At 53.1% G+C, this 12,249-nt stretch carries 14 protein-coding genes; 2 read left to right on the plus strand and 12 right to left on the minus strand.

Translation table 11 applies throughout. From position 1 onward, the window contains the following. Nucleotides 1-18: 18 nt before the first annotated feature. Nucleotides 19-975 carry an ArsR/SmtB family transcription factor gene (locus tag A3849_RS23195; RefSeq protein ID WP_074113564.1) on the plus strand — a complete coding sequence of 319 codons (957 nt, stop codon included), beginning with the start codon at nucleotides 19-21 and terminating at the stop codon, nucleotides 973-975. Nucleotides 976-1,115: 140 nt separating this feature from the next. Then, a complete protein-coding gene (locus tag A3849_RS23200) occupies nucleotides 1,116-1,274 on the plus strand; it encodes a hypothetical protein (protein WP_025705470.1) in 159 nt (52 codons plus the stop codon). A gap of 142 nt (nucleotides 1,275-1,416) precedes the next feature. Here A3849_RS23200 and A3849_RS23205 read toward each other — a convergent pair whose 3' ends face one another. The 12 genes from A3849_RS23205 to A3849_RS23260 form a co-directional block, all read right to left on the minus strand. Next, nucleotides 1,417-2,187, minus strand: coding sequence for a class I SAM-dependent DNA methyltransferase (locus A3849_RS23205; protein WP_074113518.1), 771 nt, complete (start codon nucleotides 2,185-2,187; stop codon nucleotides 1,417-1,419). 59 nt (nucleotides 2,188-2,246) lie between these two features. Then, nucleotides 2,247-3,179 (minus strand): CvfB family protein, encoded by a 933-nt coding sequence (locus tag A3849_RS23210; protein ID WP_074113519.1) that lies wholly within the window; start codon nucleotides 3,177-3,179, stop codon nucleotides 2,247-2,249. Beyond that, nucleotides 3,176-3,523: a ribosome silencing factor gene (gene rsfS / locus A3849_RS23215; protein ID WP_025705473.1), complete on the minus strand. Its 348-nt coding sequence runs from the start codon at nucleotides 3,521-3,523 to the stop codon at nucleotides 3,176-3,178. Before rsfS ends, A3849_RS23210 begins: the two co-directional genes overlap by 4 nt. Next, on the minus strand, nucleotides 3,520-4,098 hold the full coding sequence (gene yqeK / locus A3849_RS23220; protein WP_074113520.1) for a bis(5'-nucleosyl)-tetraphosphatase (symmetrical) YqeK: 579 nt from the start codon (nucleotides 4,096-4,098) through the stop codon (nucleotides 3,520-3,522). Before yqeK ends, rsfS begins: the two co-directional genes overlap by 4 nt. Continuing rightward, on the minus strand, nucleotides 4,070-4,672 hold the full coding sequence (locus A3849_RS23225) for a nicotinate-nucleotide adenylyltransferase (protein WP_074113521.1): 603 nt from the start codon (nucleotides 4,670-4,672) through the stop codon (nucleotides 4,070-4,072). Before A3849_RS23225 ends, yqeK begins: the two co-directional genes overlap by 29 nt. A 62-nt stretch (nucleotides 4,673-4,734) precedes the next feature. Next, nucleotides 4,735-5,028 (minus strand): ribosome assembly RNA-binding protein YhbY, encoded by a 294-nt coding sequence (gene yhbY, locus A3849_RS23230; RefSeq protein ID WP_019912522.1) that lies wholly within the window; start codon nucleotides 5,026-5,028, stop codon nucleotides 4,735-4,737. 111 nt (nucleotides 5,029-5,139) lie between these two features. After that, a complete protein-coding gene (gene aroE, locus A3849_RS23235; RefSeq protein WP_074113522.1) occupies nucleotides 5,140-6,006 on the minus strand; it encodes a shikimate dehydrogenase in 867 nt (288 codons plus the stop codon). Between the two features lie 22 nt (nucleotides 6,007-6,028). Next, a complete protein-coding gene (gene yqeH, locus A3849_RS23240) occupies nucleotides 6,029-7,156 on the minus strand; it encodes a ribosome biogenesis GTPase YqeH (RefSeq protein ID WP_074113523.1) in 1,128 nt (375 codons plus the stop codon). After that, nucleotides 7,156-7,680, minus strand: coding sequence for a YqeG family HAD IIIA-type phosphatase (locus A3849_RS23245; RefSeq protein ID WP_074113524.1), 525 nt, complete (start codon nucleotides 7,678-7,680; stop codon nucleotides 7,156-7,158). The genes yqeH and A3849_RS23245 overlap by 1 nt, the downstream gene beginning before the upstream one ends. Before the next feature lie 89 nt (nucleotides 7,681-7,769). Then, on the minus strand, nucleotides 7,770-10,013 hold the full coding sequence (locus tag A3849_RS23250) for a DUF4129 domain-containing transglutaminase family protein (RefSeq protein WP_074113525.1): 2,244 nt from the start codon (nucleotides 10,011-10,013) through the stop codon (nucleotides 7,770-7,772). Beyond that, nucleotides 10,010-11,260 carry a DUF58 domain-containing protein gene (locus A3849_RS23255; protein WP_074113526.1) on the minus strand — a complete coding sequence of 417 codons (1,251 nt, stop codon included), beginning with the start codon at nucleotides 11,258-11,260 and terminating at the stop codon, nucleotides 10,010-10,012. Before A3849_RS23255 ends, A3849_RS23250 begins: the two co-directional genes overlap by 4 nt. A gap of 1 nt (nucleotide 11,261) precedes the next feature. Continuing rightward, on the minus strand, nucleotides 11,262-12,218 hold the full coding sequence (locus A3849_RS23260) for an AAA family ATPase (protein ID WP_074113527.1): 957 nt from the start codon (nucleotides 12,216-12,218) through the stop codon (nucleotides 11,262-11,264). Nucleotides 12,219-12,249: the final 31 nt, after the last annotated feature.

Here is a 12,249-nt window from a genome sequence, read left to right on the forward strand (position 1 = left end):
GAAGAAGGTACAGTAATTATGATTTATATTAAAGATCTAATGAGCGGGATTGATATCTTCAAGGCTCTCAGCTCCGAGATCCGGATTCAGATTCTGGAGCTGCTTGCAACGAATCAAGCCCTAAACCTCAATGAAATCGCCAAGAAGCTGAATCTCAGCAATGGTGCCATCACGATGCATATCAAGAAGCTTGAGGATAGTGGGCTGATTGAGATTAATACTTCGGTCGGCAAGCATGGCATTCAGAAGGTATGCTATTTGAATAAAGACAAACTGATGGTGGATTTGCGAAGCAAGGAGACCGACAATTTGTACGAGGTTGAAATCCAGGTTGGGCATTACAGCAATTACCAGGCAGTCCCTACCTGCGGACTTGCCACGAAAGACAGCATCATTGGGGACTTTGACGAACCGCGCTATTTCGCCGATCCCCAGCGGATTGAATCCGAGATTATCTGGATGGCAGAAGGATTTCTTGAATACCGGATTCCGAATTATCTGAAGGCAAACCAGACCTTCCGCGAAATTCAGTTCTCCATGGAGATTGGTTCAGAGGCACCTGGGTTCAATGACAATTATCCCTCGGATTTATACTTTTATGTAAATGGTATCGAAATCGGTTATTGGACGAGTCCCGGCGACTTCGGCGATGCCCGCGGCACCTTCAATCCAGACTGGTGGCCTCCTCATCTTAACCAGTACGGAATGCTGAAGCTTATCCGCATTAACAATGAAGGAAGCTTTATCGACGGTTGCCGTATCTCAGATATTACCCTGGATGATATCAAACTGGATTACAAAAGCGAGCTGACCTTCCGTATTGCCGTCACCGACAAACCGGTCAACAAACGCGGATTAACGATTTACGGCAAGCATTTCGGCAACTATAGCCAGGATCTGATGGCCCGTGTGCTCTACAATGTACATGAGGTTGAAGATGCCGCTTCCCGGCTTACACCAACCCACGCAGACTAGCTGGTGAACTTTCCCGGCCCAAGCCGCCAGGAAGAATTGGAATTGGAGAACGAGATGGAAACCTTCTCACCGTATAAATGTCCTCCCGTTAACCCACACTAACTAGGTCTTTCAATCCAGCTAAAGAGGGAGTGTTTCGAATGCGTGAAGGTATGATTCCCACCGTTCTCGGAACTGTAGTCACCGCTTCAAGCGCAGCTTTTCTTGGCAGCAGGTATAAGATGGCCGCTACAGGTATTCTTGGCTTTGGCCTAGCCCACATCGTGCTGGGAGCCATTGATCTGTTCGAGCACCGCTAACAAGATTGAAAGATGCCGGCCCTGTAGGTATACAGAGCCGGTTTTTTTTAATAAATATCCAATCCGCCGCTACTCCCTCTGCTGCAGGGACTTCAAAAAGGCCCTTCCCTGATACAGGTAAGGACCTCATACTACTTAGTGTTTATTTTACAGCTACATAAAATAGCCGTCCGGCACTGTCGTCGGCCTCCACCCATTCAAAATCGGCATAGACCTTGACTTCACTGAAGCCTGCCTTCCGCAGCTCCTCTGTCATCCATTCGGGATCATACGCCCGCTGGATGTGAGTCTCTTCAAAACGGCGGTATAGGCCGCTTCCTCCCTCTTCCCGGGCGAAGATGGACAGATGATGCTCAATTTCCCGGCGCGGCACATCCATTTCACAAGTCCAAATATAAGATACCGCAGGCTCATCCAGCACAAACGGCTGCTCCTCTTCGTAGCGGATAAGTGTATTGGGGTGATGCACATCAAACAGGAAGCTTCCTCCCGGCTTAAGGCCGGCATAGGTCTGTTCAAATACGGACCGGATATCCTGCTCCTCCAGCACATAGTTCAGACAATCGCAAAAGGAAATGACCGAATCGACAAGCTCCGGCAGCTCCCACTCCTTCATATTCTGCCGTACCCAGCGGACACTGCCCTCACGCAGGAAGCGGCGTCCCTGAGGATGCCGCTCCATCTTCATCTGGGCTACAGACAGCATATCCGAAGACAGATCAATTCCTGTCATGTGGTAGCCTGCAGCGGCAAGCGGGATCGTAATGCTTCCGGTTCCGCATCCCAGCTCCGCCACCGTCAACGGCTTGCCGTATTTACTCCATGCCGTCTCCGCAAAGGCCAGCCAATCCGGATAGGGCATATCCGCCATCAGCTCATCGTATACATAAGCAAATTTCCCATAGGAAGACACTGGCTTACACCGACTTTCTGTGAATGAAACTGTATAACTGTTCTTCCGTTTCCGGATTATTATTGTTCAGGCTCTTGGTTATCCTTGGCTTGGCTCTGGTCACCGGCCTCTTCGCTCCGGGCTAGATAGGTCCAGTTCTCCTTCTGGGTCACGAGCCCTTCCTTCATCAGCTTGCCAAGCGCACGCTTGAATGCCGATTTGCTGATGCCAAACCGCTGCTTGATGATGTCGGGAGGTGTGGCATCTGAATAAGGCATCGCTCCGCCAGGCCGTTCGTTCAGGAAATCCAGCAGCGCTGCGGAATCGACATCCCGGCCTACTTCCTTACGCTGGCTCATAGACAGGTTGACACGGCCGTCTTCACGGATATGCGAGACCCGAGCCTCGAATTCCTCGCCAAGCCGCAGCAAGCGGCTACGTTCAGAGGTATGCACCATACCGATGATCCCGAAGCCCAGCACCCCGCCGTCAACAAGTACAAAAGTACCCATCTGGAGCGGCTTGTACACTCTTGCCTTAACGGTCTGTCCCATCCAGGACTCTGGTGCAGGCAGCGACAGCGGCGCAAGCTCCAGTTCTCCTGCGAGCTTGGCGCGCAGACGTCCCTGCTTATCATGCTCCATAAGCACAAAAACCTTGTCTCCCACCTGCGGGCGCAGCTCAATCAGCTCCGGCAGCTCACGGATCGGCAGCAGCAGCTGCCGTCCGAGTCCCATCTCCAGGAAGCAGCCCAGACGGGGGTGAATATCCGCCACTTCCAGCAGAGCCATGTCACCCAAGGTCAGGAACGGCTTCTTCATTGTGGCTGCCAGACGGTCCTCTGTATCGAAGAAGATGAACACTTCCACCTTGTCGCCATTCTTGGGCTTACTGCCAACAAGCTCCGTATAATGCAGCATCACATCCTGGTCACCAGCGCCCAGAAAATAGCCGTAAGGGGATACCTCACGCAAGACTTCCAGGGTAACCGTAGTTCCGGCAATCAGACTCATACCGTCTCCACAACCTTGGCGTCAGACCACAGACGCTCGATGTTGTAATATTCCCGCTCGTCGCGGTGGAATACGTGCACGATCACATCTCCCAGATCCATCAGCACCCAGCGGGCTGCATCCATACCTTCAATGCCGCGGATGACTCCGCCGGCTTCATGTACAACCTTGCGCACCTCGGTGGCAATGGCCTGAACCTGTGTATCCGAATTCCCGTGGCAGATGACGAAATAGTCACTGATAGGTGACACACTGCGCAAGTCAAGCGCCACCACGTTCATTGCTTTTTTATCATCGGCGGCCTTTAGGGCCAATTGCAAAAGCTTGCTTGATTCTACACTCATATTTTATCCTCCATTATTCTAACTAAGTCATTGCGGGCCAGCATGGTCAGCGGGAACACAATGCGGCGTTTCTGAAGCAGCAGACTGATTGTAGAGTCGAACCCTGCGATCAGGCCGTCCTCCAGGCTTACCTTGGACTGCTTACGGATGTCTTCCACTCCCGGAAAATCCCTTCCCGGCTCGATGTAATCTGCCAGACAGACGATTTTTTCCAGCAGGCCCATGTTCTCACGTCCGGAGGTGTGAAAACGGATCGCATCCAGCACCTCAGGATCGGTGATTCCATACTCATGCTCGGCAACAAAAGCGCCAACTTCTGCATGCCACAACTGCTTGTCATAGCTCAGCAGCTCAGCGGACAGCCCGTTCTGCTCAATGATCTCCTTCATTCGTTCCACCGGCCAGTATTTGGCCACATCATGCAGGATCGCTGCTGTTTCCGCCCGGGCCGGATCCCCGCCATAGCGCTCTGCCAGCTTCACCGACGTCTCCATCACGCCCAGGGTGTGCTTCCAGCGTTTGTCGGGCATCTGGGCGGAGACCGCTTCAATCAGTGCTTCGCGGCTGAATGCCATACAACCCACTCCTTTGAACATAATCGTATACAGCATCAGGCACCATATAACGAATAGACTTGCCTTCAGCAGCTCTGGCTCTCAGCATCGTGGAGGAGATATCCACAAGCGGCATATCCGCCAGCAGTACCTTCTCGGCAATGAATCCGGGTAGCGCTTCAAGATCCAGTGGAGTACCCGGCCGGCCGACTCCGATAAAGGTCAGACGCCGGACCAGCTCTTCAATCCCGTGCCATTTTGGCAAATACTGGACCATATCAGCTCCGACAATGAAAAAAAATTCATGCTGCGGATATTTTTCCTGCAGAATCGTGATGGTTTCGAAGGTGTAAGAGACGCCCCCTCTGGCGATTTCCAGATCCAGAATGCCAAACGCGCCGTGATCCCTCACTGCATCCTCAACCATGGCCAGCCGCTCCTCGCCGGATGCTCCCGCCTCATGCTTATGCGGCGGGATGTGCGAGGGCATGAACCATACCTCTTCCAGCGAATAGGACTCTCTCGCCGTCTCCGCTGCCATCATATGGCCGATATGAAGAGGATCAAAGGTCCCTCCCATAATTCCAACTTTCAAGAGGTCTACCTCCTCTTATTATCAGGGTAAACTGCACTCCCCCGCAAGCTGCGGAGGCCGTATTAACGGGGCAGCTCGATGGTTTTGTTATCGCGTGATTCCTTGTACAAAATGATGGTCTTGCCAATAACCTGCACCAGCTCGGAACCCGACTGTTCTGCAAGTGCAGCGCCAATTTCCTTCGGATCATCCGCATTGTTGTTCAGCACACTGATCTTCATCAGTTCGCGCTTCTCAATAGCCTCTTCGATATGGCGGATCAGATGATCGTTGACACCGCCTTTGCCGACTTGAAATACTGCATCCAGATGATGGGCCAGCGAACGGAGATAGCGTTTTTGTTTTCCAGTTAACATAAATGAACAAGCTCCTTAATTAACAAATATTATTACCCTAACTATACCGAACTAATAAACCAAAATGGGAGAAAAGAGTGTACCCGCAGGCGAAGAGATGTAAGTTGTATATCAGGAGAGCCTGAGACAATCCATAATCGTCTGACGCATGATATCTACCGGTGCATTCCGTCCAGTCCAGTACTCAAGCGCATAGGCTCCCTGATAGACGAACATGCCAAGCCCGCCATGAATTATGCAGCCCCGCTTCTGTCCCTCCGTAAGGAGCCTGGTATGCAGCGGATTATAGATCAGATCACTGACGATCGTTCCTTCGCGAAGCAAGGCAGGGTCAATCGGCGTGGCATCCATGTGGGGATACATACCGACAGAGGTGGTATTGATCACAATATCCATTCCGGGAATATGGGCCGGGATTTCATGCATTCCAATACCAGAGACTGTACCCTTCAACTGAAAGGCTGCAGCAAGCTGCTTCGCCGTATCCTCAGTCCGGTTGGCAATAATCACTTCGAACGGACGCTCCTCCAGCAGCGCGGCAATAATCCCTCTTGCCGCCCCTCCGGCACCAATGACCAGAATGCGGGTGCCCGACAATTCCGGTGCCGCCTCCGCCTTCAGTGAGCGGACATATCCGATGCCGTCCGTATTATATCCGGTAAGTACCCCATCGTCGTTAACCACCGTATTGACCGCGCCTACAGCCAGTGCGCTGGCATCCAGCCTGTCCATATACTCCATTACCGCAACCTTATGCGGAATGGTCACGTTCACCCCGCGGAAACCTAGGGTACGGATAGCCTGAATGGCTTCACCCAGCTGTCCGGGTGCAATATGCAGCGGCACGTAGGCCCCGGAAATGCCGAGCGCCTTCAGCGCTGCTCCATGCATAACCGGGGATTTGGACTGGACGATAGGATCACCCATGACCCCCAGCAATATATCCTTATTCCTGTAATCACTGTTTGTGCTTGTCACAGCCTATTCGCCCTCCTATAGGTCAGATCAGCGATGGACGGGTCAGAACCTTAATTCCCCGCGGAACATGGATGGCTACAACTGCCCCGCCTGTACCGTTCACCTTGATCCAGCCCAAGCCGGAAATGAAGAGATCCGTCTGGCTGTTCCGGCCGATGCGGAACTCGTGGCGCTGCCATTGCGGCAGCTTATCCATGTCAGCGGTTCCCGGCGGAGACAGCAGCTCGCCACGGTGCTCCTGATAGAGGGAATCCGCACGTTCCAGCTTCGTACGGTGAATCTTCAGCGTTCCGCTGATATAGCAGGTGAAGGATTGCCGTTCACCTTTCACGAAGTCAAAGCGGCCCAGACCTCCGAAGAACAGCGATTGTCCCTCGTTCAGCTGATATGCCGCCGGTTTCAGCGGATTTTCGGGCATTACGGCTCCCAGATCTTTGCGTTCCACCAGCTCACTATACCGCCAAGGGTATACAATCCCCGGGGTATCAATGATGTAGTGTCCGTCATCCAGTGGGATCTTCACCGTATCGAGTGTTGTTCCCGGGTAACGGGAAGTAGTCAGCTCCTGCTCCAGATCGCTGTAATCAGAGATCAGCCGGTTAATGAGCGTAGACTTACCTACATTAGTAGCACCGACAACATACACGTCCCGCTGGCCCCGCAGCTCGGTGACGGCTTCAAGCAGACGGTCGAAACCCTGATTGCGCTTAGCGCTGCAGAGAACAATCTCCGCAGTCCGCAGGCCATGCTCCTTGCAGCGCTGCTGCATCCAATTGCGAAGCTTGTTCCAGTTGGTTACCTTGGGGAGCAAATCACTTTTGTTGACTGCCAGAATGACAGGGTTGTTGCCTACGAAACGCTGCAGGCCGGAGATCAAGCTGCCTTCAAAGTCGAAAAGATCGACAATATGAATGACAAGCGCATTCTTCTCACCAACACCGCTCAGCAGATGCAAAAACTCATCCTGATCCACCGATACGGAAGATGCTTCATTGTAGTTCTTAATACGGAAACAGCGCTGGCATATCACGGGTTCCCGTTCAAATGCCACCTCCGGAATATAACCCGGGATGTCCTTGTCCGCGGTCTGCAGCTTGATACCGCAGCCGCTGCATTTCTCAGGGCGCTTGGTTTCATTTGTTGAATTCATTAAGGTTTATCCTCCTCGTGCCACAATCCTTGCTTGCGAAGCCGTGTAGTCGCTATACGCTCAACCCGGCGGTTGAATCTGGTGCCGATCCCTTCATCCTTCACAGAGATAGGGAGCACGAGCACCGTATACAGCCCCAGGCGGTTGCCGCCGTATACATCGGTGAGCAGCTGATCGCCGACAACAATCGTCTGTTCCGGCTTCAGTTCCATCTGTTTCATAGCTTTTAGAAATGGAGTATTGCTGGGCTTGCGTGCCTGGTGCACAAACTCAATATTAAGCGGCGTTGCAAAGCGTGACACCCGGTCCATGTTATTGTTCGACACAATGATGAGCTTGAAACCCAGCTCCTTCACCTTCGTGAACCATAGCAATAGCTCCGGAGTGGCCAGAGGCGCTTTGGCGCCGACCAGCGTATTATCCAGATCCGTGATGATACCCCGGTATCCAAGAGCGTACAGCTCTTCAAGAGCAATGTCGAATACCGTATTCACCCGGAGTTTGGGGATTAACCTTTCAAACAATACGTTCACCTCGATTTCATACGAAAAACTATATCATACTCTTTACGCTTCGCAAATGAATCCGGAACGGCCATTCTTCACCTCTGCCGCTACTTGCCGGACTTTATGCTTTTGCGCAGCCGCAAAGCTTCAGTATACACGCTGCGCCAGTCTTTGTCTTCAATAACCTCTGGGCTGTACTTCGCACGTTCGAACATTCCCAGCAGAGCTGTGAGAGAACCAGAAGCCGCAGGGCGTTCGTGTCTCCAGCGATCGACGGATTCCCGAAGCGTTTCGTGTTCTTCCTTAAGCATGCCCTTTCTGCGCGCATACTTTACCCAGCGCGCTGTTTCCGCCTCAACTTTCTGAACGGGAGACAACGGCTGGCCGTTGCGCAGCCGCTGGATGAAGAAGCGCAGGCTGAAGCGGCGGTGCCAGAGCAGGAAGCCTGCCCAGGACAAAAGCACAACGGCTGCCGCTGCTACCATCCATGTCCCCATATGAAAACCCTGCTCCTGAGCAGCGTTGTTCACCTTCGCCGGCTTAGGCTGGGTGTCTTTTTCTTCGGGTGCCGCGGTTTCTTCAGGCACTGCTTCCTGACTTTGTGTCAGTAGTGGTGCCGTGAAGCCTGGAGTCGCCTCGACAGGAACCCATCCATAATCCCCAAAATAGACCTCAGCCCAGGAATGGGCATCTGCATTCGTTATCGTGTAGTTGTTATTGATGAGATCACTCCCTTGCTGAATCGCAAGGTTATCCGGCAGTTGCGCCTGTTCACCCGGCGCATAGCCCTTGACCCAGCGGGCCGGAATCTCCAGTGAACGGGCCATGGTGACCAGCGCAGTAGAATAGTAGTCGCAATACCCTTCCATAATTTCGAACAGGAAGCTGTCCACCAGATCCTTGCTTTTGCGGCGTGAGAGATCTGGCTGGTTCGTATACGGAAAACTCTGCTGCAGGTACTGCTGCAGAAGGGCCGTTTTCTCATAAGGGGTCTTCCCCTGGGCTGTGACCTTCGCCGCCAGCTCTTTAACCCGTTCCGGGAAGTTGTCCGGCAGCTGCAGGTACTGTTGATCGATCTTAGCCCCGCCATACAGCTGTTCGTATGTCTGTCTGTTCAACTCCTGTACCGGAACAACCGGTACCTGTGAGGTCAACACATATTCGCGGGGGAAGGCCTTGCTGTTCTCCTCAGATTCCCATAGCAGTTCACTGCCTTCTTTTCTCCAGGACAGGCCGCTGCTTGTATTCTGTCCATTCACAGAATTCACTTTGGAGATGGAGTAGCCTCCGAAGAGTACAGGGTAAGACTTGCCTCCCAGCACTTTTACAGTCTGCTTCAGCTCTTTGGTCTGCACCTTGGAAGCTGTATTGCGGTCCAGCTTCTGTCCAACTTCGGCCTCTGCGACCCCTCCTCTGTCTACAGGATCGTCATCACTCCAGCCTTTGCCGGAATACACGCTGCGTGTCTCTCCCCGCATATACGTGCGCAGATCCGAAGCCACCGTCATCACCGGTGAATAATCGAAATTGAAGCCTCCGCCAAGATTGTTGTCATCTGTACTATAACCAGAGGTTGTGCTCCCAGTGGAGGCTGTACCCGTTCCGTTCCCGGACGAGCCGGAGCTGCCGGAGCCTGAAGTGCCGCCATTGCCGCTCCATTCCTGCCAAGCCGTATACGGATCAGTCAGCGTTGGGCGCACATCGGGCATATTCACACCGGTAATAATCACAAGAGAAAAGATAATGGCTACATTGATGGCGATTTTAAAAGGATATTTCAGCAAGTGAGTCCAACCGCGCGGGTAATGCAGCTGAAAGCTTCTTAAATGCTGTGTTACCAGCCAGCCCATCCCGGCAGAAACGGTCCAGGCCACCTCCTGCCATAATATAGAAGAAGTAAAAGAGTCCAGCGCAGCAAATGCCGCAATATTCATTCCGGTAAACATCAGAATCCGGGCTTTCGAGGATACCCACCAAGAGGATATTAGCAGCAAGGCCAGCGCCCCAAAAGCAAACCAGATATAGGGTGCCATATGCGAGAGGATATCCGGCAGCCGGTCACGGAGCCCAGGCATCCAGGGATCAGGAACATAGGTCCCGTAATGAAGTATCATCCGGTAGGTAAGGTATACCGCAGCCGCAGCTTCAAGCAGCAGCCGGTAGACCACTTTGACGGGTACAAGTATTTCAATAACAACCGCGGCAGCCAGTGCCATAAGCACCGATGCGGTGGTCACTTCAAGCCAGAAGGTTTCTGTGTAAGAAACCCATTGCAGTGCAATCACCATCAGCCACAGCAGGCTGAAGGAGTGATGCCAGGAGGATTTAATTCCATTCCACCAGCGTATCATATGACTTTATCACCTCCGAGCACAGCGGGAAGCTCCTGCAGCGCACTGACGGAGTAGCCAGTAATGCCGCGTGATCCCAGTACATCTATCCACTCCTGAGTACGCCTCATAGCCGCCGGATTACGTACATGAATTTGCGAGGGCGTCATCCCCCGGCTCTCCGCCCAGCGCAGCACATCCAGAACAGGCTGGCCTGACTGGGGACTGATCAGTACAAAATATGAGCCCTTGGGGAACATGCGGGACGCCTTTTCCAGTCGGGTAATCAGCGGTCCGCGGCCCTCAGCATTGATATCGATCAAATATTGAATCATTTTCTGCCGTTCTGCACTGCCTTCAGCAGGTGTGAACATCTTGGTATGCTTGTCCAGACAGCACAGACCGATACCGATCCGTTCACGTATTCCATACCCCAGCAGCGAGGCTGTAATCGAAACAGCAAGCTCGAAATGATTCGAGCTGCCATAGGATGCCGCACTTCCGTCCAGCACCAGCACAGTTTTGGGAATAGATTCATGCTCGAATTCTTTCGATTTCCAGTCGCCGGTCTTCGCCGTTGCGTTCCAGTGAATACGGGTCAGCCGGTCACCGTAGACATAATCGCGGACACCATTGATCTGTGTAGTCTCGCGGCGAGAAGGGACCAGGGATGCCTGAGGTCCGGCCAGCCGGGCTCTCCGCTCATACAGCTGCCAGCGCGGCACAAATACTGAGCGCGGCAATACACGGAACTGGCCCTCCGCCTGAAAGGTCCCTTTGTGTTCTACAAGCCCGAAGATGTCTTCGGCGAGAATATCCGTACCTTCAAAGGAATAATGGCCCCGCTCAAGCGCCGGTGTCTGGAAGTGCAGTTCTCCCCGGCCCTTCAGGCTCGGGATGAGACTCTCCTCAAACACCCATGATTCGCCGTTGTGGCGCTTCAATATTTCTCTCACCACTACATAAGGCAAGGGCAAAAAGCCCGGAATCGTGATGCTCAGCTTCACCCGCAGGAACCCGCCCGCATATAATAAGTCAGGCTTGTCCTGCTCCGAATACAGGCTGCGGGTGCCTTTGGCGCGGCGGACACCGCCCAGGCCTCCGATAATTAAATAAAGAAGCAGCACGGTGACCATAATAAAGAGCATAAAGGAAGTTTTGCCGCCCTGAAAAAGTACATAAAGCAGCGTGATGCCCCAAATGGCGAGAACGCCAGCCATTTTACGGGGCTGAAGAAGCGCGGCCGCCCCAGACAGATAGCTTTTCATATCACTGCCTCATCGTGACGGGCACGTGAATGCTCTGCAGCAGCTTCTGGAGCAGCGAATCCACATTCACGTTATCCATACGCGACTCCGGCCGCAGCAGGATACGGTGTCCCAAGGCATAAGGCGTCAGAATCTTCACATCATCGGGCAGCACATAATCGCGCTCCTGCAGGAAGGCATAGGCCTTGCAGGCCATCATGAACGACAGGGACGCCCGGGGGCTGGCCCCAAGCAGCACCAGGGGATGCTCCCGGGTCTGCCGGACCACATCCAGCAGATAGTTCAGCACAGGATCACTGATATAGACAGAACGGATCTCTTCCTGAATGGATGCAATCTCTTCCATCCCCGTCACTGGAGTCAGCCTGTCCACCGGCTGGCCCTCCTGATGGCTGAGCAGCAGGTTCTTCTCGGTATCTGCATCCGGATAACCGAGGCTAATCCGCAGCATGAAGCGGTCCAGCTGGGCTTCCGGCAGCGTATAGGTTCCTTCAAAATCAATCGGGTTCTGCGTTGCACATAGCATGAAAGGATGCGGAAGCGGGTACGTCTCTCCATCTACAGTAACGTTCCGTTCCTCCATCACTTCAAGCAGTGCGGACTGCGTTTTGGTGGTGGCACGGTTGATCTCATCGGCAAGCAGAATATTAGTCATGACCGGGCCCGGACGGAAATGGAACATTTCATCGCGCGGATGATAGACGGAGACACCGGTAATGTCACTTGGAAGAATATCCGGGTTGCACTGAATCCGGCGGTATTCACCGGACATGGATCTGGACAGGGCCCGTATCAGTTGGGTTTTGCCCGTTCCCGGCACATCCTCAATCAGGACATGTCCGCCGGCAAGGAGAGCAGTGAGCAGCAGCTCTATCTCAAATGATTTACCAAGGATGCAGGATTCCAGATTATTGCGAACAGCGTTCATAATTTGCATGGATTCTTGACGAACGGGCATATAGGGTAAACCTCCTATGTCAAAATAAGCA

It is taken from the genome of Paenibacillus sp. P46E (assembly GCF_001909095.1).
Lineage (GTDB): Bacteria > Bacillota > Bacilli > Paenibacillales > Paenibacillaceae > Paenibacillus_AQ > Paenibacillus_AQ helianthi.

Coding starts and splice junctions, on each gene's coding strand:
- A3849_RS23195 (WP_074113564.1), top strand. CDS start 19: ATGATTTATATTAAAGATCTAATGAGCGGGATTGATATCTTCAAGGCT.
- A3849_RS23200 (WP_025705470.1), top strand. CDS start 1,116: ATGCGTGAAGGTATGATTCCCACCGTTCTCGGAACTGTAGTCACCGCT.
- A3849_RS23210 (WP_074113519.1), bottom strand. CDS start 3,179: ATGAGTCTGATTGCCGGAACTACGGTTACCCTGGAAGTCTTGCGTGAG.
- rsfS (WP_025705473.1), bottom strand. CDS start 3,523: ATGAGTGTAGAATCAAGCAAGCTTTTGCAATTGGCCCTAAAGGCCGCC.
- yqeK (WP_074113520.1), bottom strand. CDS start 4,098: ATGGCATTCAGCCGCGAAGCACTGATTGAAGCGGTCTCCGCCCAGATG.
- yhbY (WP_019912522.1), bottom strand. CDS start 5,028: ATGTTAACTGGAAAACAAAAACGCTATCTCCGTTCGCTGGCCCATCAT.
- yqeH (WP_074113523.1), bottom strand. CDS start 7,156: ATGAATTCAACAAATGAAACCAAGCGCCCTGAGAAATGCAGCGGCTGC.
- A3849_RS23250 (WP_074113525.1), bottom strand. CDS start 10,013: ATGATACGCTGGTGGAATGGAATTAAATCCTCCTGGCATCACTCCTTC.
- A3849_RS23255 (WP_074113526.1), bottom strand. CDS start 11,260: ATGAAAAGCTATCTGTCTGGGGCGGCCGCGCTTCTTCAGCCCCGTAAA.
- A3849_RS23260 (WP_074113527.1), bottom strand. CDS start 12,218: ATGCCCGTTCGTCAAGAATCCATGCAAATTATGAACGCTGTTCGCAAT.